The 23107-nt window shown below is 25.9% G+C and carries 19 protein-coding genes; all 19 read right to left on the bottom strand.

Features of this window, described 5'->3' with window-relative positions; genetic code table 11:
- Window positions 1–2: 2 nt before the first annotated feature.
- Window positions 3–632 (bottom strand): ATPase, encoded by a 630-nt coding sequence (locus ADFLV_RS09340; protein ID WP_172658761.1) that lies wholly within the window; start codon window positions 630–632, stop codon window positions 3–5.
- A 56-nt stretch (window positions 633–688) separates the two neighbouring features.
- On the bottom strand, window positions 689–952 hold the full coding sequence (locus tag ADFLV_RS09335) for a hypothetical protein (RefSeq protein ID WP_129011287.1): 264 nt from the start codon (window positions 950–952) through the stop codon (window positions 689–691).
- Between the two features lie 66 nt (window positions 953–1018).
- The gene (locus tag ADFLV_RS15245) at window positions 1019–1144 is read right to left on the bottom strand and encodes a hypothetical protein (RefSeq protein WP_268812261.1); all 126 of its coding nucleotides are present in this window, start codon (window positions 1142–1144) and stop codon (window positions 1019–1021) included.
- A gap of 82 nt (window positions 1145–1226) precedes the next feature.
- On the bottom strand, window positions 1227–1610 hold the full coding sequence (locus ADFLV_RS09330) for a hypothetical protein (RefSeq protein ID WP_129011286.1): 384 nt from the start codon (window positions 1608–1610) through the stop codon (window positions 1227–1229).
- On the bottom strand, window positions 1607–1807 hold the full coding sequence (locus tag ADFLV_RS09325; RefSeq protein WP_129011285.1) for a helix-turn-helix domain-containing protein: 201 nt from the start codon (window positions 1805–1807) through the stop codon (window positions 1607–1609). The genes ADFLV_RS09330 and ADFLV_RS09325 overlap by 4 nt, the downstream gene beginning before the upstream one ends.
- A 455-nt stretch (window positions 1808–2262) precedes the next feature.
- Window positions 2263–2910 carry a hypothetical protein gene (locus ADFLV_RS09320; protein WP_129011284.1) on the bottom strand — a complete coding sequence of 216 codons (648 nt, stop codon included), beginning with the start codon at window positions 2908–2910 and terminating at the stop codon, window positions 2263–2265.
- A 109-nt stretch (window positions 2911–3019) separates the two neighbouring features.
- A complete protein-coding gene (locus ADFLV_RS09315; protein WP_129011283.1) occupies window positions 3020–3946 on the bottom strand; it encodes a hypothetical protein in 927 nt (308 codons plus the stop codon).
- Window positions 3947–4149: 203 nt separating this feature from the next.
- Window positions 4150–9843: an SNF2-related protein gene (locus ADFLV_RS09310; protein ID WP_129011282.1), complete on the bottom strand. Its 5694-nt coding sequence runs from the start codon at window positions 9841–9843 to the stop codon at window positions 4150–4152.
- A gap of 235 nt (window positions 9844–10078) precedes the next feature.
- Window positions 10079–12253: a DNA topoisomerase 3 gene (locus ADFLV_RS09305; RefSeq protein WP_129011281.1), complete on the bottom strand. Its 2175-nt coding sequence runs from the start codon at window positions 12251–12253 to the stop codon at window positions 10079–10081.
- A 34-nt stretch (window positions 12254–12287) separates the two neighbouring features.
- Entirely contained in the window at window positions 12288–12776 is a 489-nt protein-coding gene (locus tag ADFLV_RS09300) for a lytic transglycosylase domain-containing protein (RefSeq protein WP_129011280.1), read from the bottom strand.
- Window positions 12777–13454 (bottom strand): TrbM/KikA/MpfK family conjugal transfer protein, encoded by a 678-nt coding sequence (locus ADFLV_RS09295; RefSeq protein WP_129011279.1) that lies wholly within the window; start codon window positions 13452–13454, stop codon window positions 12777–12779.
- Between the two features lie 184 nt (window positions 13455–13638).
- Window positions 13639–14157: a restriction endonuclease gene (locus ADFLV_RS09290; protein WP_129011278.1), complete on the bottom strand. Its 519-nt coding sequence runs from the start codon at window positions 14155–14157 to the stop codon at window positions 13639–13641.
- On the bottom strand, window positions 14157–17753 hold the full coding sequence (locus ADFLV_RS15115) for an immunoglobulin-like domain-containing protein (protein ID WP_216833237.1): 3597 nt from the start codon (window positions 17751–17753) through the stop codon (window positions 14157–14159). Before ADFLV_RS15115 ends, ADFLV_RS09290 begins: the two co-directional genes overlap by 1 nt.
- Entirely contained in the window at window positions 17729–17941 is a 213-nt protein-coding gene (locus tag ADFLV_RS09280; protein ID WP_129012118.1) for a hypothetical protein, read from the bottom strand. Before ADFLV_RS09280 ends, ADFLV_RS15115 begins: the two co-directional genes overlap by 25 nt.
- On the bottom strand, window positions 17938–18999 hold the full coding sequence (locus ADFLV_RS09275; protein ID WP_129012117.1) for a toprim domain-containing protein: 1062 nt from the start codon (window positions 18997–18999) through the stop codon (window positions 17938–17940). The genes ADFLV_RS09280 and ADFLV_RS09275 overlap by 4 nt, the downstream gene beginning before the upstream one ends.
- Window positions 18999–19184, bottom strand: a complete 186-nt coding sequence (locus ADFLV_RS09270; protein ID WP_129012116.1) for a hypothetical protein — start codon at window positions 19182–19184, stop codon at window positions 18999–19001. The genes ADFLV_RS09275 and ADFLV_RS09270 overlap by 1 nt, the downstream gene beginning before the upstream one ends.
- Before the next feature lie 24 nt (window positions 19185–19208).
- The gene (locus ADFLV_RS09265) at window positions 19209–19895 is read right to left on the bottom strand and encodes a hypothetical protein (RefSeq protein WP_129012115.1); all 687 of its coding nucleotides are present in this window, start codon (window positions 19893–19895) and stop codon (window positions 19209–19211) included.
- Window positions 19896–20258: 363 nt separating this feature from the next.
- Entirely contained in the window at window positions 20259–22091 is a 1833-nt protein-coding gene (locus tag ADFLV_RS09260) for a type IV secretory system conjugative DNA transfer family protein (RefSeq protein WP_129012114.1), read from the bottom strand.
- The gene (virB11, locus tag ADFLV_RS09255; protein ID WP_172658817.1) at window positions 22075–23079 is read right to left on the bottom strand and encodes a P-type DNA transfer ATPase VirB11; all 1005 of its coding nucleotides are present in this window, start codon (window positions 23077–23079) and stop codon (window positions 22075–22077) included. Before virB11 ends, ADFLV_RS09260 begins: the two co-directional genes overlap by 17 nt.
- Window positions 23080–23107 lie beyond the last annotated feature (28 nt).

Below are 23107 nucleotides of genomic sequence, written 5' to 3'. Positions count from 1 at the left end.
CTCTATATCTTGATTTTTAGATATTGTTTTATCTTTTGGTTTAAATTTTTTTTTTCAACTATTTTTTCTAATACATTAATATTTTTAAGCCAATTTGTATTTTCAATATCTTTTTTTGTTTCTATATTTTTAAATTCTTTTGAATTATCAAAAAGATATAAATTATTTACAATAGGTAAAATTGATTTTAAATTTTCTAATGATTCTTTGTATCTTCTTTCAATAAGTTCAGGAGCTATATCGTGACCACCTTTTGCAACTCTTATTTTCACTCTATCTTTTGCTATTTGTTCACTTTCTAGCCCTACATAATAAAGATTTATCTTATATCCTTTATCTTTTGCTTTATGAATAAAAGAGATAATACTTTTCCCACATAAAGTAGTTTCTTGATTAAAAGAATAACCATTCTCTAAATGCTCATTTCTAATTTTTAAGGCAATTTTAGAAGCTCTGATTTGGTCTTTTGGATTTTTCCAGTCACCTATTGCTTGTACAATTTCATCTATATTTACTCTTAATCCAAAATTTTTATTTTTTTCTGTTTCTAACTGTTTAAAATATAAAGTTGTTTTACCAGCTCCATTTACACCAGCGAAAATATTAAATTCTTTACTTTTATCTATTGCCATTTTATAATCCTTATTAATGTTATTTAGAATTAAATAATATATTTATTTTAAATATATTACAATTCATCGAAATTTGGTATATCAGCTCTTAAAAGCTTTCTAAAATAATCTTGTCTTACACTAAATCCAATCTCTTTTAACTTATCATCAATAGCTTGTAATTGACCCTCTGAAAGATATATATTTACAGGAGTATTTAATTTCTTTGTAAATTTTTTAGGTCGCCCAACTTTTTCTGATTTTGAATCTGAAATTTCTTTTGTTTCAATAGTTATATTCAAATCATCTATTTTTACAGGCTCTATTTTTCTTTTTTCCATTTTCTTTCCTTTGATGTTATTTAGTATTAGTTAATATTTTATAATATTAGTTAATACTTGCTTTACTTATATCTTTATTATTAGATATTTTATATTTATTGAAGTAATTTCTTTTTCTCTTGTGTGAAATTCTTCGAGATTTTTTACTCTAACTTTATTTGTATTTAATAGGTAATCTTTAAAATTATTCATTTACATTCCAAGACCTAATTAACTCTTTTATTATTTATATTATATCATAATGTTAGTTAGTATTAATAAATACTAACTAACATTATAAATTATCTTTTATATCTTGAAATGTATCAAAAGCCCTACCATATATTTTAATCCAAACATCATTTTTTAGATATTCTATAAATGCCTTATCTCTTTTTATAAAAGTAGGGTTATCTTGTAGAGCTCCTATACTTACTCTTCCATATCTAGTAAATAAACGAGCATTTGTAAGAATATATGATAATTCATCTTGTGTAAAAAGACTTCTTTTATATTCATCATGTAGAATATCTGTTACTAAAAATAAGACTTCTTCTAGTTCTTCTGCTAGATTGCATTTTTCATTATATCTTTCTTCATATTCAAGATAAAATACTATAAATCCAACAAGAAAAAATATTACTGTTAAAATCCAACCACAAATTACTATTTCAATCATTTTATTTCCTTTAAATATTTATATACAGTTGTTCGACTTGTTCCTGTATCTTTTGCAATTTTTGAAATAAGCCAATTACCTTTTGAATCTTGATATTCAAATGCAAACATTCCTTTTATGCAGCTAAATATCTTTTCTTTTGTTTTTTTAATTCTTTGATTCGTCATTTTCCTTGCGTGAGCTTGTCTTGTTGCCATTAATTAATTCCAATATTTATATCTAATATGTATTACCATAACAATAACTATTGCATATAAAAAGATTGGTATTAGGGATAGATTTAAAGTTATTTCCATTTTAAAACTTTTTTATTATCTATTAAAATTGTCATTATTATTCCTTTTCGTATTTTTCTCCAAATTATTAATATATTGTTTTATTAAATTAAGTTCTTTTTTTACAGCTTTTATTTTATATTCCTGTAAAATAGAAATATAAAGTAGAATCAAAATCATTAAAGGGTATATATAATTAATTATAATTTCGCTCATTTTTATCCTTTTATTTTTTATTTTTTATGAAAATATTGCATAAGCTAAAATTATTAAAGCAATTATAAATCCAATAATTTCATATTTTTCTAAAGGTGTTATTTTCATTGTTTGTTCCTAATATTTTAATTAGTGTTCATTTCAGTTAAATGAAATGAACACTAATTAGTTGTTAATAAATTAACAAGTTTACTTATAAATTTATCTATATTTTTGTACTTAATATCTTGTTCAAATTTACCTTTTAAATCATTTTTCATTGTTCCCATATCAACCAGTTTTCTCATTAAAGTTGTTTTTGGTAAGAATAGAGTAGTGAATCTATTAAATCCATTTACTTCTATATGTTCCTGAAACTCTTTTATTTTCTCATCTTTAGTTGTTTTATCTACAATAAAAGCACCATTTAGTACAAAGATTATTTTAGCTTTTATATTTCCCTTGAGAATAAAATGAGCTGTTCTCATACTCTCACTAATACTTTCATAATCATCAAAAGAGGGGATAATATAAAAATCACTTTTTAAATCAACTAATCTTTCATCAAAATATCCACCTAAATCACAAATCAAATAATTTGATTTTGTTTTTATTGTTTGCTCTGTTGTTTTATCTTTCAAAATTAAACAATCCTCTTTTCTAGTAATAGATTTATTTTCAGGGATATTTATTGTTGAAACTACATTGTAAGCTTCACTATTTCTTTTTTTATCAAAGTTTAAAATAGTTGTATTTAGTTTTTCAGCTACTAATCTTGCAATAGATGATTTTCCACCACTTCTTAAATTTGCAATTGTTATAAGTACCATATTTTTTATTCCTCAAAACTTTCTATTTTTTTAATTTCTTTTGATAGAGCTTTTTTTGTATAACCTGAAACAGATTGATACACTCTTATCTGTTCTAATAATTCTATATTCATAATTTTCCTTTTAATTTATAGTGCAATAAGAAATAAGTAAATTTGATAATTTCAATATTTGGAAATTTAATATCAAGTAATTTTATAAATAAATCGTAAGTGTATTTATTTTTATTAATCACTTTTCGAGCTTTTGAATTTAATTTAAGTGTACTTTCACCAACATATTCATTATCTTTAAAAACATACTCTTTTTTACCATCTACTATATGTTTTAGTTCTTCATCATATTCTGAAATACTATTTTCAATATGTTCTAATAGGTCATTAAAATTTTGATTTATTTGTTTTTTTGAAGAGATAAAAAAGTCATTATTTTGTCTTAATTCTAATTTATACTCTTTATCTTCTTTTTTAGTTCCTGATATAATTTGTCTTATCATTTTAGAAAAGTTAAATCTATTAGAATCTCTATATACTGACATATCATATTCTTCTGTAACATTTTCTTTAAATAAATAGTAGTTTTCATCTTCATTTACATCAAAAATTGCTGCATAACTACAATATTTATAATTCCAATCCTCTTTATGTTTATTTTCAGTGAGTATAGCTGTGTAAGTAGAGTTATTTTTTGTAATAGTAACTCTATACTGTTTATATTCATATTCATCATTTTCTATTTTTTCAAATTTGAATATTGATTTAAAATTTGATTTTAAATTTTCACATAGATTTTTAAAATTATTAAAATTTAGATATTTCGTATTAGAGCATTCATCAATGTATTTCAAACTTTGAAGCAGTAATTGGTGAGCTAATCTTAAATCACTTTGAACATATAAAATTTGTTTATTTGTTTCAAATTCAATAAAATCATCAAGAATAAAAAATTTACTTCTTGCTTCTTTTAATCTATTTATTCTATCTTCTTCAAATATTTTTGATATAAAAGTTGTATCAATTTTGTTAGTTGAGTTCATTTTCTCTCCATTTCTTAAAATTTATTTGATATTAAATAGTATTAATTAATATTAATTAATATCACTAATTGAATATTATAATTTATAATATTAATTAATACTTAAAAGTATTTATTAATATTAAATAATGTTAAAAAATATTGATAATTTAAAATTGAACCAAAAAAAATATAGTACCAGGATAAAATCTTGGTACTATATTTTTATCTTTCAAGTTCTTGTGAGTTATTTTTTTCTTTTAGTTTAAAAGGTTTTATCACTTGTGTTTGTTGAAGTTTATTTTTTATTAATTCACTTTTTGGTTTCCAAGTTGAAACATAGTCTTTTTCTTTAGATGTTCTTTTTATTTCATTAATTATTCTTTCATTATCACTTCTAAGAGCTGTTAGATAATCAAAATTCTTATATTTAGGAGCATTTTCCCCTGTAATAATGGATAATTCTCTAATATCTTTTTCACATTTTGTAATATATGATTTAGAGTTATTAATTCTATCATCCAAACTTTCATAAAAATTGTTTACTCTTTTGATTAATCCCGTTAATGTTACTGAATCTTTAAGTCCATTTAATAAATCTGATTCAGCTCTTATTGTAAGATTAGATGGTTCATAAACTAAACTATCTTTCTCATTTTTTAAATAAAACTCTACTTTTGTTTTATCTAGTCTATTACCATAAATTGCAATATCTCTATAATCAAAGAATTTAATATCACTTTTGTACTTTAACATTTCATCCACATTTTTATCAAAAGCATTTTTTAATTGTGTTTGAACCATTTTATTAGACTCATCAATATCTTCTTTAGGAATATCAAAATCTATTTTTTTTCTAACTTCATCTTCAATAGAATAATAACTACCTTTAAAATTGTCAATAGTGTGTTTAGATAAATGCTCTTTTAATGAATATAAATCTTTTAATTCAACTTCACTATCACTTTTATTTTTTATGGTTCTATTCAAAAATTCTTCATTATTAAATATTTCTTTTTTGAAATTATTATAAAAAATTTCTTCATTTCTTAAATCACTTGAGAGTTGAACTTGCATTAAAATTAAAGGATTTCCTGTTGCTTCTGCTTTCATTTCTGCTGCATCTGCTGAACCCATTGTAAAATCTTCTAATTCTCTTAAACTTAGCCCAGCCTGTCTAAATTGCTCTATTGATTTTGCTTTACTTTCAATAGTTTGCCACATTCTAGCATCGTATGTTTTTTCAGTTGCATATCTAAACTCTTTTATTCTAAAGTTTTCAGGGTCGGCTTCAAATAGTTTATTCCCTTGTCTTATTACTCTTCCGTTTCTTTGTTCTAAATCAGATGGTCGCCAAGGACAATCTATATGATGAATTGCAACAGCTCTATCTTGTACATTTGTACCAGCACCCATTTTAAATGTAGAACCAATTAAAACTCTTACTTTACCACTTTTAACATCATCAAATAATGCTGATTTTTGTAAATCAGTATTAGCATCATGTATAAATCTAATTTCCTCTTGAGATACACCTTTCGAAACAAGTTTTTTTAAAATATCTGAATAAATATCAAATTTAGAAGTTTCAGCTATAAGCTCATCATTGCTTTTAGATTTTTCATTATCTATCAAATCATTTAAATTTATTTCCTCTATTTTATTATTGCTATTTAGAGCTTCATTTAATTCTATTTTTTGAGAATTTATTTTTGGTGTTGATAAATCACAAAATATAAGTTGTGTACCTTTAACATCACTCCAGTCTAAATACTCTTTATAAACATTATTTACTACTGCATTCACTTTAGAGTTTTCATAATCTTCTGCATTTGGATTGATTAATCTATAATCTAGTCCAGCTTTCCTTGCGTCAGTTGTACAAGCTAATAGATTGTTTCTATGTATATCTTCTTCTTGATGTTCCATTCTGTAAATAATAGAACCTTTTTGATATTGATTGTTTGAGTCAGGTACTCCAATAAAGTCAGCAACTATATCACTTCTTGGAACTATTGTGTTAATTGGTTTATCGTTATACAATTTTGGTACAAAATCTTTAGCAAATTTTTTAATATCATTGTTTGTGATTACATCTGCAAAAGTTTTATACATCTTTGTTAATTCAGGAACATTGTTAAATTTATTAAATCTTGAAACTATTTTATAGTTTACTCCTGAACTATCTAATTCCCACGAAGAAGTAACTTGCCCAAAAGTTGAAGCCCAACTATCAAAACTACTAATCCCTTTTTTTGAAAGCTCTTTAGGTTGCATATATCTTTGTAATGTATATAATTCTGTTATCGAGTTTGAAATAGGTGTACCTGTAAGAAATGCTATTTTATTGTTTTTCTCATTTAAATATCTTGTTTTACAATACATATCATAAGCTTGTTGAGAACCTTTCAAATTTCCTAATCCTGATATATCTCCCATAGAAGTTGTAATTAATAAATTTTTATAAGTATGTGCTTCATCAACTGCTAATAAATCCACTCCTAAATCTCCAAAATCAATACTCTTTGATTTCTTATTTTCTTGCAATAAATTATCTAATCGAGCTTTAAAATTACTTATTTTTCCTTCTGTAGCTTTAATTGAAAAACCTCTAGTTGATTTACCATCTCTTTGGGCTATTTCTTTTTGAGTTTCAAGCATATCTTCTAAAATAGAAATATCCTCATTTATTTGCTCTTTTACAATTTCATAAGGAGCTGGTAAAAGTTTAAATTGACTATGTGACATTATGACTGCATCATAATTATTTGTAGCAATTCTTCCAAAAAATTGTTCTCTATTATTTTTTTCTAAATCTTCTTTATTTGTTGCTAATAAATTTGCGTTAGGATATGCTTTGTAAAACTCTTTTTCCCATTGACCAATCAAATGGTTTGGTACAGTTATAATAGGTTTATTAACTAACCCCATTCTTTTTTGTTCCATAATAGAACAAATCGTAACTAAAGTTTTTCCAGCACCCACCTGATGGTCGAATAATACATTTTTATCCTGTATTGCTCTCCAAATCGCATTTTTTTGATGAACTCTTAATTTAATTGAATTGTTAAGATTAGGGAATGTTAAATGAGAACCATTATAGTTAGGCTCTACATCTGTGTTAAATGTTTCATTATAAATTTTTTCTAAATCAGTTCTTCTATCTATGTCTTTATAAATCCATTCAGAAAAGTCATTTTTTAAAATTTGTAATTTAGAATTTGCAAGAGCTGTTTCTTCTTGATTAATTTTTTGTTTTTGTTTGCCCTCTTCATCTAAGTAAGTATCAAATACTTTAATAGGACTATTTTTTAAACCATTCTCAGCAATTCTAAATACTCCAACCCTAGAAGTACCATATTTTGAAACTATATCTCTTGGTAAATAATTCCCGTTCCCGTCAAATGTCCACTCACCCGAAGTTTTATTGTGTAATAAATTCCAATTATCCCTATTTGTTTTATAATGACTTTCAAAAAATTGATGATAATATTCTTTTGGTATCCAAGAAGTACCTAAAGAAACACTAATTTCAACTGCTTTTAAATCTTTTGGTAAAACTTCATTTAAACTGTTTAAATTACTCTCTAATTCTCTATGCTCTTTAACCAACTCTTGAACTTCTTGGAATTTACTTTTAACATTTCCTGATAGATATTTTTCTGCAAGAACATAACTAACATCGTCATTTTTGATAGTTGTGTGGTCTATGAATATTAATTTCTTTTCTAGTAAATCTTTTATGATTACATCTTTTGATATATTTAATTCATTTTCCATATAGTTTAAATCAATTTTCCCAAACTGATTTAAACTAGAGATTAAAGCTTCTTTTGGATTGTTTACTTCTATTTTTACAAAAGGCGATATAGTTCTTCTTTCAAAAATATCAGCTTTTTTTGCACTAGCTTCAACAGGTTCAATATTATTCTTTTTAGCAACTTCTTTACTAACTCCAGCTGAATATTCTAATTCTAAAGCTAGTATTTTTTGAGCTTCAACATCATTTGCAAAAGCTTTTTTATTTGTAGATTTATGTAAATAACCCTCTTTTTTTACAAATTCATCATAATATTTATTTAGTAATGCTCTTTGTTCAACAAGTTTTGGATTAGTATCTTCGATAGGAGCTTGTTCAAGTTCAATAATGTAATTTAAAGTATCTCTAATATTTATAAATTTAAGTATTTTATTTTTTTCATTTTGGTTTAATATAGGTTTTTTATACGATAAAACTTTTCCATCATCCGTATCTAAATTATTGATTTTTATATAAATCTCATCATCTTTTAAAAAATAATTGTTTTTCTTTAAATCTAATAAATGTGAATCAGGATTTTTTAATTCAAAATATTGTGCTTGTTCTTTAACATTATGATATTTATAAATATTTTCAGGAAGTCTTGAAATAGCTTTTTTAAGTTCCTCTTCCATATTTAGACCTATATCTAAACATTGAGTAGTTTCTCCTATTCCACTCATTACAAAATCCATTTTTCCTAAAATATTTGAAGGATTTTCCTCAAAATATTTATTTATAAAAATAGGTTTTTCAATATCTTTTGTATGATGCGTTGATATTGTTGTTTCTTTAAAATCTTTGTGTATATCTTTATCTATACCTTTTTTAAAGAAAACTATATCAGTCGTTACTTCTGTACCAGCTTTATTTTTAAATGTATTATTCGGAAGTCTAATAGCACCAACAAATGAAGCTTCATTGCTTAATTGTTCCCTTAATGTTGAATCTTTAGAATCTAAGAAATAGCTAGAAGTTACAAAAGCTACTATACCATCATCTTTTAATTCTTTTATAGCTCTAGCCATAAAATAGTTATGAACACTTAACATTGATATATCATTATTATTCATATCAAATATCTTCTTTTGTCCATAAGGAGGATTACCAATTACTGCATCATATTTCTTTTTAGATTCTAAAATTTCAAAACCAACATTATAAATTTTTTGGTTAGGATATAACTTCCTCAATAAATTAGCTGATGTTTTATCTAGTTCAACACAATCAAAATTAAAATTATTAAAATGATTTTTAGAAAAACTTAGAAAGGCACCATTACCAGCACTTGGTTCTAGTATTTCTTTAGTTTCTTTTGATTTATTAAATCCAAATTTATCCAAAGCATTATAAATAGTATCTATGACTATTTTAGGAGTGTAATGACTATCCATCGTTGAAGTTTTAGCACTTTTGTATTCATCTTCTGTAAGTATATTTTTTAGTTCTACATATTCTTTAGACCAAGAAGATGAATTTTTGTCAAAAGCTTGAGGAATACCACCCCATCCCGAATAATTATTTAATGTTAATTGTTCTTCAGGAGTGGCATATCTTTTTTCTTTTTGAAGAATATTTAAAAGCTTTATAGCTTCTATATTTTTATTATATTTATCTTTCGTACCTGTAATAATAACTTCATCATTTGATTTAAAATCAATTTTTAAATCATTATTTCTTTGAAGAATTTGAACGGGTCTATCCCTCTCTCTTCTAGTATCTCCATATCCGTTATTCCATTCGCTCTCATCTTGTTGGCTATATTGCTTTCCAATATTTCCAGCTCCATCTGTCCTTGTAATTTCATCGCTGTTGAGAGTCCTGTTAATTCTGTTAATGTCTTGATTATTGGAAATTCCCTTATCCATCTCTCCAGTATTTCCAAGTTGTAAGGAGTCATTATTGTTCCACTGTTCCCCAATTCGTCCTCTATCTCCCGATACAGTTCTTGTGTTAAATTCGCTTCCAAATAATCCCAGTTCACTTCCGCTTGTATTCTTTCCATCTTCTACCCTTTCTTTTAAATCTATTAATTTATTCTCTATCTCATTTGATACAAAATCAAATAAAGATAAACCTTTATAAAGTTCACTATCTTTTTTCTTTTTTGCTTTTGCCATTTTAGTTTCCTAACAATATAATTTTTAATGTTAATTAATGCTTAAAAATATCTTTAAATATTAATAAATACTAAATAATATTAATTAATATTAGATAATACTATTAATTAAAAATGAGCCAAAAAAAAATATAGTACCAGGATAAAATCTTGGTACTATATTTATGCCAGTTTATTAATTGTTTTCTATTTGATAAACAAAGGAATTACATTTTTTTCTTAATAATTCTTCTGATTTATTTCTTTTTAGGTTTACCTTTATCATCAAAAGTTGTATATTTACAACCTTTTGAATAATTTGAACAACCCCACCAATAAGATGTTTTTTTATCTTTTATAGTTTTTCTTTTGATTAAATCTCCATCTTTACAATCAGGACATTTATATTTATGACCACTTGGCTTAATGATTAAAGGTTTACCTTTATCATCAGAAAATGAAGTTTTACAACCATCTTGATAATTGCTACAACCCCAAAAGAATTTACTATCTTTATTACTTTTTAATCTTCTTAAAACTCCAGTTTCACAAGTAGGGCATTTAATAGAATTTTCATTTGCAAGAGATTCAAATTTATTAGAGTTTTTAATTCTATTTATTTCATCATTGATATAAATTTCTACATTGTTTAAAAACTCTTCTTTTGATAATGTTCCATTTTGAATATCTTTTTGTTGTTCATACCATAGAGCAGTCATATCAGGACTTGATAAAGTTGCTGGAGATAACTCTATTAATTTTCTTCCTGTAGTAGTTGATTTAATAGCTTTTTTATCTTCTACTATATAACCCTTATCAAAAAGATTTTTAATATGTGCCGACCTTGTAGCTGGTGTACCAATTCCACCATTTTCACCTTTTTTGTCTTTATCTTTTTCAATTAAAAGCTTTTTAATTTCAGGGTTTTTTATATACTTAGCTACACTTGTTAAATCTTTTAGAAGTGATGACACAGTGTAATATGGTTTTGGTTTAGTCTTCTCTTTTGATACTGTTATATCTTCACAATTTACTGGAGCATTTGGAGATATGTTTTCTAAGTTAGTATTATTTTCTAACTCTTCATTTTCTTCATCTTCAATCTCACCTTTAAACAGCACTTCAAAACCTTGTTTTGTTGTTCTTTTTGCACTTGTAGTAAAGATATTATCTTTTACTGATATTTCTATTTGAGTATGGATATATTCTTTTGCTTCATAAAATTGAGCTACAAATTTTCTAGCAATTAAAGTATAAACATTTAATTCATCTTTTGATAAATCTTCAATTTTTACTCTTTTATCTGTTGGAATAATTCCATGATGAGCTGTTGTATTTGCCGTATTCCATGCAAGAGATTTTATAGAACTATCTGCATGATCTATAAAATCTTTGAAATCTAATAAATTTGCTTTTATACTTTCTAAAGTTGCTGGAGCTTCTTCAAATAAATTTTCAGGAAGATAACTACAATCAGAACGGTTATAAGTAATAAGTTTATGCTTCTCTCTTAAACTTTGTGTTATTTCTAAAGTTTTATCAGGTTTATAGCTAAACTTTTTAGAGCATTCTGCTTGTAAATCAAGTAAATTGTATGGTAATGGAGGATTTGTTCTCTTTGGCTCATTTATAGCTTTTAAAACAGTTCCTAAACTCCCTTTACAATCATTTAAAATTTTATTTGCTTCATCTTCAGTTGTAATTTTTTCATCTAGTTTTAAATTTGCATTAAAAAGTATATTATTAGTATTAAAAGTCCCTTTAATAGAATAATAAAAGCTACTTTGATGACTTTCATGTTCTTTATCTCTTGCAACAATTAAGCCTAAAATAGGAGTTTGAACTCTTCCAACACTTAAAACACCTTGATAACCTTGAAGTTGAGCCAATTTTGAGTAAGCTCTAGTAAAATTTATTCCTACTAGCCAATCAGCTTGAGAACGAGAAAATCCACTATCAGATAATCCTTTAAAATCATCATTTGATTTTATATCTTGAAGAGCTTTTTTTACACCTTTTTCTGTTAAATCAGAGATTAAAACTCTTTCAACAGGTTTTTTATTATCTGCATAGGCTAATATTTCATCTACAAGTATTTGACCTTCTTCATCATTATCCCCAGCATTTACAATAGTTTTTATATCTTTACTATTTATCAAATCAACAATTAACTTTAATTGTTTTTTTGAATTATCAAGAGGTAAATATTTGAAGTTATTTGTATCTATTTGTAGTGGTAAATCATTTAAATTCCAACTTCTGAATTTTTCATCATAATCTTCAGGCATTGCAAGACCTAAAATATGTCCATAAGCCCAAGTAACTAGATTATCACCAACTTTAAAATAACCATCTTCTCTTTGAACTGTTCCATTTAATCCTGTTGTTATTGCTTTTGCAAGTTCAGGTTTTTCTGCTATAAATAATTTCATCTTTCTAATTCCTTATTTTTTTCCATATTTACTCCTAAATATTTTTTATTAACATAGGTTTATATTTTTCTTCTAAATATTTATCATATTTGGCTACATATCCATTTGTAAAACCTAATTCATAAGAACCTGTATTATATGCACTAAGACTTTTTTTAACTCTATCGATGTAGCTATCTTTTTTATTAGTATCTTTGTAAAAATTATAGAATACGGTTGAAGCAAAATATAAATTTTTGCAAGGGTCTAAAGCATCATCTAAAGTTATATTTAGCAGCTTAAAATTATCACTATTAAGTTGCATATATCCAACATCTACACTAAATCCAGCATTTATGTAATTTTGAGCGATTTTTTTAGCTTCATTTTTTGTTTTTGGAGAAAATGAAATTAAACTTTTTCCATTTTTATTTACATTCACTGAATACGGATTTTTTGAACTTTCTTCTTTTATAATCATACTTACTACAGGAGTTCGAACATTTATATTTTTACATTCTTCAATAAATAAAGTTTCTAACATCTAATCCATCCAGCAAGTTTTTGAAAAAGGAACTTTTTTATAATAATTTGTATATCCACCTTCGCCATCAGGTATATAGATTTCATATTTCTCATAATTTGGTAGATATGTATAATCTTTATAAGAAATTCGTATTAATTTAGCATTTAATTTCCATTCTAAAGAAGTATAAAATTCTCCTGTACAAATATAATTTGGTTTTGAAATAGCTGTATATGGATGCTTAAATAAAGTAATACATGGTGCTGGCATATTTGGATTAACTCTATAACTTAAAGAAAATTTATTTTCTAAATAAGAAAATTCTTCTTTGTTCTCCAATTGTTTGTTTAAATATTCTGCTGTACATTCTCTAGGGTCAGCTGCATTAGGTAAAAAATTATCTCTATAATCTTTATATACTAAATCTTCAATTTCATCTCCACCATCAGGACAAAGTTTTAAAAAATTTCTTCGTAACTTAACAGTATTCTTCCACTTCTTTGCTTTTAAACTAAAGTAGTGATTTAAAGAGGGATTACATTCACTAGGTCTTGTACTTGAACTTAAACATAAAATAGCTTCGCAAGCTAGTTTTGTATCACCAGTTAATAGTTCTGCTTTAAAATCATTTTCTGCTGCAATTAAATTTAATGTTAAAAAAGAAGCACTAATTGCTCCAACAATAATTTTTGTCATATATTTTCCTTTTATTATGATATTGAATTATAATATTGAGATGTGTTTCAAATTAATAAGCCCCCTAAGGGGCTATAAGGTTGGAAATTTTTAGAGATAGAGATATACTTTATCAAAAAAAATACCTTGCTAATAGCGACTAAAATTAAGCTATACCGAAAGGAATAAAATATTGTTTTTGGCTTTAGTCTATTGCACCAAATTTGATTAATTTAATTAATCTTTGTCCTGATATGATTCTTAAATTATTTATACTTTTTGCATAAGCAAAAGAGTTCTTACTGGTTCTCCCAGTATGAATAAAAAAACCTAAATAGGCATTTTCTTGATTAATTTGATTAGCAAATTCTTTTAAATGCTTTGGATTAATTAAAGAACTATACCTTTTTGCCTGAATAATACATTTTAAAGGTTTTCTATTTTTATTTAGAAGATAAAATCTTCCATCAACACCACCATCACCTGTATATTTTGTATTTCTTTCTATTTTAATATCTTCTCTTTTTTCTAATGCAGTTAAGATAAGTTCTTCCATTGTAAAAGGGTCAATTTTTCTTAAATATACAAATATTTGGGCTTCATTTAAAGTATCTAATCTTTTTAGAATTTTATGAGCTGAATCTTTTCTCCATTTATGAGAGTATTTTTCTTTTTTAAACAAAAAGAAAATTTTTTTATATAAAAAAATAAAAATATTTAACATTAGTTAGTTATTCCATCTGAAATAGGTTGCTCAACTTTTACTTGAATACTTAAATCTCCACTATTTGTATAAATATCATATCCACTATCAATACCTGAACCAGTTGCTTTACTCCAATTATTTTCCGTTCCATTAGAAATAGTATTTTTAAAATTTAAATTGTCAAAATTATCACAATTAATTGTAAGTTCTTTTTGTGGAGCAAGTTTTAAAACATCTTCTAAAGTAATATTAACATTATCTATTTTCTCATTTCTCAAGTTTATATTATTATCTGTAATAATATTTTCTAAATTACTTAAATTAATATCATTATTTACAAAATCAACTTTTTCAAAATTTCCACCAATTTCTAAAATTTTTAAATTAGTTGATTTTTGTGTACTATCTGTATTTATAACTAAAGTACCTTTTCCATTCTTATCTAAATTAACTTCATAAATTTCTTTAGTTACATTATTGCTATAATCAATAGAAGTTTTTTCTATTGTTGCAATAGGAAATGTATTAACAAAGTTGTATTTATTTCCATCAGGGGGATTTGAAGTTTCAATTTCATAAGTATCATACCCTTGTTTTATAATAACAGCAACACTAGAATCTCCCATTTTATCAGGAATACTTATATCTTCAAAATATGCATCTGCATTAAAATGTGTAATTTTTATAGAACCATTTGTATCAAATTTTTTTTCTATTGTTAAATAATATTCTTGTACACCATGCTCAAAAGGTATTCTATAATGTTCTCCATTTACAAAAAAAGATACGCTACCACTTCCTCCAATTCTACCATTCTCAATAGGGGGATTGGATAACTCTATTTTTAAAGTCATTGTTCCATCAATGTTATCTATAACCTCTGCAATATCAATTGTTGTTGTATCAATAGTAGAATCTCCATTAATGTTTAATTTAAAATCATTACCACCAATACTAAAAAAAGAAGAATAATTAGAAGAAGAAGCATCTTCTGCAAAAATTGCTCCTGTTCCATACTCTCTAGGTTCATCCGTATAAGGTAAATCCTTAAACTCTGTAATATAATATTTACCTATTCCCGTTGTTTCTCCAGCTTTAATAGTAATAAATTCTGTATTGTTACTATTTTCTTCAAAACTATTTTTAGGTTTAAGTAAATTATTTGCTAAAAAGATTAAATCATTTGTAATTGGTTCAGGAATTGTTAATACAAATTCTAAAAAAGAACCTTGTTCATCTTTACCCCAAGCGTTATTTTTAATATAAAAATCTTTCATTTCTATTTGATACAATTCATCATCTTTAATATAACCTTGAAGTAGTAAATTATCAGTTCTATTTTCAAGATATACTAAATTACTTTTCCCTGTATTTTCAGTCGTAGAATTAGCTCTATATATAGTTATTTCTTCAGGAACTTCAATTTTATTAATAGATACAGTTGTAACATCTGCATCATCTTTGACAATAATGTCTAATTTAGAACTTGTATCAAGTTTTTCATATCCTCCACCTTCTGCATTTGAAATTGAAATATCGTAAGTTCTATCACCTTGAATATATCTATCATCTGTATAAAGTGTAGTTGTAACACTTCCTGAAAGTTCACCAGCTTTAATAGTTATAAGCTGCTCATTATCTAAAAGTACATATAAATCAGTTTTAGGAGCTTTATCAACTGTTGCAGTAACAATTATTTCATCACCTTCAATTACTTCATGTGGAGCAGATAATACTATCTTTGTAACATCTGCATCATCTTTGACAATAATGTCTAATTTAGAACTTGTATCAAGTTTTTCATATCCTCCACCTTCTGCATTTGAAATTGAAATATCGTAAGTTCTATCACCTTGAATATATCTATCATCTGTATAAAGTGTAGTTGTAACACTTCCTGAAAGTTCACCAGCTTTAATAGTTATAAGCTGCTCATTATCTAAAAGTACATATAAATCAGTTTTAGGAGCTTTATCAACTGTTGCAGTAACAATTATTTCATCACCTTCAATTACTTCATGTGGAGCAGATAATACTATCTTTGTAACATCTGCATCATCTTTGACAATAATGTCTAATTTAGAACTTGTATCAAGTTTTTCATATCCTCCACCTTCTGCATTTGAAATTGAAATATCATAAGTTCTATCACCTTGAATATATCTATCATCTGTATAAAGTGTAGTTGTAACACTTCCTGAAAGTTCACCAGCTTTAATAGTTATAAGCTGCTCATTATCTAAAAGTACATATAAATCAGTTTTAGGAGCTTTATCAACTGTTGCAGTAACAATTATTTCATCACCTTCAATTACTTCATGTGGAGCAGATAATACTATCTTTGTAACATCTGCATCATCTTTGACAATAATGTCTAATTTAGAACTTGTATCAAGTTTTTCATATCCTCCACCTTCTGCATTTGAAATTGAAATATCATAAGTTCTATCACCTTGAATATATCTATCATCTGTATAAAGTGTAGTTGTAACACTTCCTGAAAGTTCACCAGCTTTAATAGTTATAAGCTGCTCATTATCTAAAAGTACATATAAATCAGTTTTAGGAGCTTTATCAACTGTTGCAGTAACAATTATTTCATCACCTTCAATTACTTCATGTGGAGCAGATAATACTATCTTTGTAACATCTGCATCATCTTTGACAATAATGTCTAATTTAGAACTTGTATCAAGTTTTTCATATCCTCCACCTTCTGCATTTGAAATTGAAATATCATAAGTTCTATCACCTTGAATATATCTATCATCTGTATAAAGTGTAGTTGTAACACTTCCTGAAAGTTCACCAGCTTTAATAGTTATAAGCTGCTCATTATCTAAAAGTACATATAAATCAGTTTTAGGAGCTTTATCAACTGTTGCAGTAACAATTATTTCATCACCTTCAATTACTTCATGTGGAGCAGATAATACTATCTTTGTAACATAAGGTTCAGGTGTTGGAACTGGTTCAGGTTCAGGTGTTGGAACTGGTTCAGGTTCAGGTGTTGGAACTGGTTCAGGTTCAGGTGTTGGAACTGGTTCAGGTTCAGGTGTTGGAACTGGTTCAGGTTCAAGAATTTGCTCCTCATTAGATTCAAGATTATCTGTATTTGTAACTATTTTTTTTGTTTCAACATCTTTTTTAAATACTTCAATTGGTGTAAAGGATTGTGTTCTTAGGTTACTAACAACATTTGTTTCAGCAGCATCTCTCTCTAAAAATTCATCTTCTTTTTTATCTTTATCTTCAACTGTTTCTTGCCCTTCTGCTGTCGCTTCATTCGTTATATCAACATCAGCATTTGAATTATGTTCATCAGCTTTTAAATCTAAACCTTCTCTTGTAAAAAACAACTCTTCTGTTCCAAAAGCTGTTTCAATTAAAGAAGAATCTATTAATTGTTTTTGACCTTCACTTAAAACAATAACATCATTTCCAGAAAGAAGAATTTCTATTTTTGATGATGAAGAATTTCCATTGTCACCATAAACCGTGTCATTCTCATAGATTGTATCACCTTCTTGTAAAACTCTAATATTACCATTTTCATCTTTTGCATGAAAAATTCCACTTGATAAGCTTTTTACACTTCCTGCAATTGTTGCCATAGTTTTTCCTTTAATTGATTTTTTTCTAAATTTTTTAACTCATTTAATACTTCATTGTATTCATTTATTATATTTTTTTTGTCTTCCCCAATCTGTTGAAAAGATAAGAAAGATATCTCTCCCACTAATGCTTCTATTAGAATTTCTAAACTCCTAAGACTTAAAGATAATTCAATATTTTTAATCATATTTTTATTTCCTTATTTTTTCTAATCTTTTCACTAATAAATACTAATAAATCAGTCATATCGAAACCTTTAAAAAGTTGCAATTTATGTTTTTTTGCTTCATCTTCCCAGTTCCAAGATTTTACACTTTTTGCAACATTTTTTAATTGTTCCAACATCTTAGCTGTTCCCTCTTGCCCAGCTTTATCATAGTCATAAGCGACTATGATTTTTAAATCTTTAAATAGTTCCAAATGTTCTTTTGGAATATCATTATTTTCAGCTCCTAAAGTAACAGCTCTATAACCATTACCAACCATATTTAAAACATCTTTTTCTCCCCCACATAGATATACTTCAATTGATTTATCTTTTCGATACTCTTTTAAATCTGCAAGATTAAAAGTCGTTCTTTTTCTACCTTTAGAAAATAAAACTTTAGATAATTTAATTTCTTTGCCATCTGTATTAAAAAAAGGTTTAGGATTTTTGTTATATTTCCAAAGGGTTAAGATATTTCCATAGTCATCAAGAATGGGCATACATAATCTATCTGATTGTTTTATATAGCCAATTTGGTACATTAATGCTATTTTTTTTTGTTTATCAAAATTTAAAGAAGGTAAGGCTTCTTTTAATAACTCTTTGTACCTATCAAAGTTTTCTACTCTTTGCTTTTCAAACTCTTTCATAAACTCTTTACTAATAAAACCATCTTTTTTTATTGTGTTAGAATAATGTCCTTCATAAGCATTTAAAGATGGTAGTTCTAAATTTAATAATTTGTAAGCTTCTTCTTGAGCTTCAGGAAAATCCATATTAGTATTTGTGAGTTGTATAAAAGCTATTAAATCACCATGATTCCCATAATTTTCTGTTTTTATAACCTTTTCACCAATAGTTGTTTTTAAAATTTTTTTAAATGGTGAAGTAGTCCAGCAATGAATACTTCCATCATCACAAATTTTCATATCAGGAGTATCTGAACTATTCCAATGGAAACTACCATTTTTAAATACTTTGTAGCCAAGTGATGAAATTGCATTCATCACTTGTTCTTTATCTGCATTTAAAGCCATTATCTACTAAAATTTCCACGATTTTTATTTTTCTGTTTAGGTTTAAAAGTTCTTTGTTTAACTGGAGGAGGAGGGGTGTTTGTTCGTTCTTTAGTTTCAGATTTTTCTCCAAAAAGCTTAGGGCTAGGAGTAGGGTCAGAATCTGAATACCCTGTATAATTAGAATAATCTTCTTTTTTATACATTTGTAAGCCTTTATGATATAGAGATTATCTCTCTATATCTTGTTCTTTTACTTTTGATTTATTTTGTGGTTTAAATGCTTTTTTTTTATCTTCAGTATCTTTGGTTGGAGCTTCTTTACTTTTATCTTGCTCTTGAGATTGTTTTGATTCTCTTCTAGCTTGAAGCTCTCCATTTGATATAATTTCAAGTTTATTTTTTCCAATTATTGCTGTATGTCTTTGATTAGTATCAAATTCTTTATCAATTAATAAATCTTTAATTTCGTCATTTTTTAGAGTAACTCTTGCACCTAAGTAAGCTGATTTATCAGTTGCAGTAACTTTTATACTTTCAACAACTTGTTCAGCATTACCAGCTTTACTCATATTATAAAAATATTTATCAGGATTATTTATATCTACTTTTTTATTGAAGTAAATAAAATTGTCTTTATCCTCTTGTAAAGTTTTATCCATTGGTACTAAAGCAATATCATCTTTATCTGTTTTATTTACAAAATAGTTTTTATAACCTTTTTCTGTATTTAAAGAAACCGTAACAGCTCCTTTATTCATATTTGCAACTTGTCCAGCTTCTTTTACGATATTAATTAAAGCTGTTACTTTTTGTCTATCTTGTAAATTTCCAGCTGCATCTTTATATTTTAAAGAATTATTCACTTGAACTGCTAATTTTGGTTTTTCTTCTTTTGTTAATTCTATAAATGCCATTTTATTGTCCTTCTTGTTTATCATCGACTAATCATCGAAAATATTCTATAATCTAAAACTTTTTAAAGCTTCACCAATTTTTTCTTTTCTGTTTTAAAATTTAATTTCACATTTCACACCTCCTAAATAAAATTTGGATATAAAAAAAGGTGAAACTCAAAAGAGTCCCACCTTTTTTTATATTATTTCTATTTCTTTTAATATTTTAAAAAGTTTAATTTTTTAATATTTTGTTTTTCTAGTAAAGTATTATAAATTCGTATATTGTAAAACTTATAAATATTTGATCTATTAAAATAGATTAAATTTATAAGTTCTGAATTTTTTTAATTTTAAATAATACCTGGACCAATTTTAATTGGTCTAAGAATTATTATTTAGTGTTTGAATAGGAATCTCTATATTAGTTTCATTTAACTGAAGCATTTTTTCCCAATCTTTATGATTAGGATTTTTAATACTTTTCATAAAAGGTGAAACTTGTCTAAATTTATTAATAAAATATTCATCATTGTAATAAAAAGCTTTATTACATAATATAGGTTTTTGATAATTCATCATTAATAAAGCTTTACTTTGTGATAACTCCATAAGTTCTTGTGGTAACATTAAGGCTCTTTTTTGTTCACTAACAGAATGAGAAGAACTTCCAGCTTCTAAAAACTTACCGTGATTATAAGATTTAGAAATTGCTTTAAATGTTGTATCTCCTAATCTTTTTGAAATTTTTTCAGCTTCTTCAAATTCGTTAGGTGTGTAATAAATTTTTACTCCCATATTTTGAAGTAGGGTATTAGCTCCCTCTTTATCATATCCATCAGGAGTTCTAGCTTCAAGTTGAGATATTGCTTGAAATATCATCAAAATTCTTAAATGGAAACTAGCAATATATGAAACACCTTTTTTAAGAATTGGCATATTCCCAATGCTTGTGAACTCATCTAATAACAATAAACAAGTATATTTTAAATCAGGATTTTTTTGTGGTAACTCTTTTGTATTTACACTAAGTAATTGCGAAAAAAAGATATTTAAAATAGGTCTTGCAATAGCAAGTTTATCAGGTGTTATACCTATAAAAATAGTCATTCTTTTCTTTCTTAAATCTCTTAAATCAAAATCACTTGTTGCTGTTGCAGTTGTTATTGGTTGATTCCTATATATCATTAGTGGAGCATTAAAAGAACTCATAACTCCTGATTTAGTATTTTGGCTATCTATTGTAAAATAGCTATTCAATTTTTCTTTAGTCGGTTTAGAAATTATTTCTAAATGTTCTAAATATTCAAAAGTATCATCAAGCCCTGTAATTTTTGTATCTTCTTCCTCTTCACTTGGAATTGATAAATCAAATCCAGCACTTAAATTTAATAAACCACACATAGACCATTCGACATTTAAATTATGTTCCTCTAAAAATTCTCTTCCATTCTTTGTTAGTGCTAAATCTTTATAAAGATATGCAAGACCTATAAAAAGATTTTGAGCTAATTGGTTAAAGAAAACTGTTGTACTATCTCCATCAGCTGGATAAAGTAAATTCACAAAGTCTAATAGGTCATTATCTCTTGTTGTTTCATTTTCTAAATCTATATAAGTTAAAGGATTGTATCTATGAGTTCTAAAGTCAAAAGGATTAAATAAATAAACTTCTTGTCCTAAGATATCTCTTCTATATTTACTTGAAAAATCGAAACATTCTTGTTTTATATCTAAAACAACACAACTTTCTTCCCATTCCATTAAGTTGGGTATAACTATACCAACACCTTTACCACTTCTTGTAGGAGCTCCTAAAGCTAGAAACTCACTACTCTTCCATTTAAGAAGTTCACCACTTTCTAATTTTCCAACAACTAAACCTTTGTCTTGAAAAAGACCCATCTTTTTTATTTCATTTCTATTTGCAAAACGAGCTTCTCCATGTAAGCTTTTTTTGTTTGGTAAAAGTATTAAAATAAAAAAAACTACACTATAAAATGAAGCACTATAAAATATAGCTTCCCAAATTCTTGGATAATTATTAATAATTGCTTTATAAGTAAATAATAAATCATAATTATTGTTAATCAATTTGAATAAATTAAGATTAAAATATCCATTTAAAAAAAAGATTAAAAGACCTGATGTTAAATATGTAAAAAATATTACAGAGAAAACAAAAAATAATAAACTTCCTTTATTTATATTTTTCATCTTTAGCTCCTTTGTAATAGATATCACTTATATTTCTTTTACCATTATGTGCTTGTATATGTACTACAATATCAATTACATCATTTAAGTTTTTTTGGATAATTTCAAAGGGTAATTTTTGTCCTTGTGGATTTTGTAATATCATTAATGAAAGTCGTGTAAAAGTCTCTCTTACACTTCCAGCATGAAGTGAAGTAATACTTCCTCCATGACCTGAATTTAAAACATTTAAATAATCATAAGCTTCTCCACTTCGAAGCTCTGCTAAAAGTATTCTATTAGGTTTCATACGCAGACAACTTTTTAATAAAATAGCACTTGTAACAGGGTCTCCTTCTTTTGCTTCAGAAGGATAAAATAACTGTACATGATTTTTATGTTTATAAAAAACTATTTCTTCTGTATCTTCTATTGTTATTAATCTTTCTTCTAAAGGAATAAAATCAATTAGAGATTTCATAAAAGTAGTTTTACCCGACCCAGTTGCTCCAGCAATAACAATATTTTTTCCAATTCTTACTGCTTCAGTAATAAATTCTTTATATTTTTTATCATTATATAATTTAGATAAATTAACTTCATCTAAAGTTAATTGAACATCATCTTCATGTATTATATTACTAAATATTCCTTGTTTTTCATAATCTTCAATTGTATATCTTGTTTTAGATGGTTTTCTAATAGTAATTGATAACATATCTTTTTTTGTAACAGGAGGAACAACTATCTGTACTCTTTCTCCATTGTTTAGAGTTGCAGATAAAATAGGTTTATTAGCCTTTATAGTATCTTCCTTATGACTTGCAACTGGAACTGCAAAAGCTAACATTTGCTTATAAGGTATTTCTTTTTTATGCTCTTCCCAAATTCCATTATAATCTTGAGTCCAAATGCTACCATCTCCATTCGCACATATTTCATTTATTGAATCATCGGCTAAGAAATCTCCAAAAATAGATTCTGTTTGTATTTTTAAAGACCTTGAAATATTATTTTCGTTTTTATCATTCATTTTG

It is taken from the genome of Arcobacter defluvii, assembly GCF_013201725.1.
GTDB classification, from domain to species: Bacteria; Campylobacterota; Campylobacteria; order Campylobacterales; family Arcobacteraceae; genus Aliarcobacter; species Aliarcobacter defluvii.
Note: the sequence above shows the minus strand (reverse complement) of the source record. Positions and strands in the feature narration are given on the sequence as shown.

Excerpts from the sequence above, each read along its gene's own strand:
- ADFLV_RS09320 (WP_129011284.1), bottom strand. The coding sequence starts at position 2,910 with ATGGTACTTATAACAATTGCAAATTTAAGAAGTGGTGGAAAATCATCT.
- ADFLV_RS09335 (WP_129011287.1), bottom strand. The coding sequence starts at position 952 with ATGGAAAAAAGAAAAATAGAGCCTGTAAAAATAGATGATTTGAATATA.
- ADFLV_RS09340 (WP_172658761.1), bottom strand. The coding sequence starts at position 632 with ATGGCAATAGATAAAAGTAAAGAATTTAATATTTTCGCTGGTGTAAAT.
- ADFLV_RS09280 (WP_129012118.1), bottom strand. The coding sequence starts at position 17,941 with ATGATTAAAAATATTGAATTATCTTTAAGTCTTAGGAGTTTAGAAATT.
- ADFLV_RS09275 (WP_129012117.1), bottom strand. The coding sequence starts at position 18,999 with ATGGCTTTAAATGCAGATAAAGAACAAGTGATGAATGCAATTTCATCA.
- ADFLV_RS09330 (WP_129011286.1), bottom strand. The coding sequence starts at position 1,610 with ATGATTGAAATAGTAATTTGTGGTTGGATTTTAACAGTAATATTTTTT.
- ADFLV_RS09310 (WP_129011282.1), bottom strand. The coding sequence starts at position 9,843 with ATGGCAAAAGCAAAAAAGAAAAAAGATAGTGAACTTTATAAAGGTTTA.
- ADFLV_RS09295 (WP_129011279.1), bottom strand. The coding sequence starts at position 13,454 with ATGACAAAAATTATTGTTGGAGCAATTAGTGCTTCTTTTTTAACATTA.
- ADFLV_RS15115 (WP_216833237.1), bottom strand. The coding sequence starts at position 17,753 with ATGGCAACAATTGCAGGAAGTGTAAAAAGCTTATCAAGTGGAATTTTT.
- ADFLV_RS09315 (WP_129011283.1), bottom strand. The coding sequence starts at position 3,946 with ATGAACTCAACTAACAAAATTGATACAACTTTTATATCAAAAATATTT.
- ADFLV_RS09270 (WP_129012116.1), bottom strand. The coding sequence starts at position 19,184 with ATGTATAAAAAAGAAGATTATTCTAATTATACAGGGTATTCAGATTCT.
- ADFLV_RS15245 (WP_268812261.1), bottom strand. The coding sequence starts at position 1,144 with ATGAATAATTTTAAAGATTACCTATTAAATACAAATAAAGTTAGAGTA.
- ADFLV_RS09300 (WP_129011280.1), bottom strand. The coding sequence starts at position 12,776 with ATGTTAGAAACTTTATTTATTGAAGAATGTAAAAATATAAATGTTCGA.
- ADFLV_RS09260 (WP_129012114.1), bottom strand. The coding sequence starts at position 22,091 with ATGAAAAATATAAATAAAGGAAGTTTATTATTTTTTGTTTTCTCTGTA.
- ADFLV_RS09265 (WP_129012115.1), bottom strand. The coding sequence starts at position 19,895 with ATGGCATTTATAGAATTAACAAAAGAAGAAAAACCAAAATTAGCAGTT.
- ADFLV_RS09290 (WP_129011278.1), bottom strand. The coding sequence starts at position 14,157 with ATGTTAAATATTTTTATTTTTTTATATAAAAAAATTTTCTTTTTGTTT.
- ADFLV_RS09325 (WP_129011285.1), bottom strand. The coding sequence starts at position 1,807 with ATGGCAACAAGACAAGCTCACGCAAGGAAAATGACGAATCAAAGAATT.
- ADFLV_RS09305 (WP_129011281.1), bottom strand. The coding sequence starts at position 12,253 with ATGAAATTATTTATAGCAGAAAAACCTGAACTTGCAAAAGCAATAACA.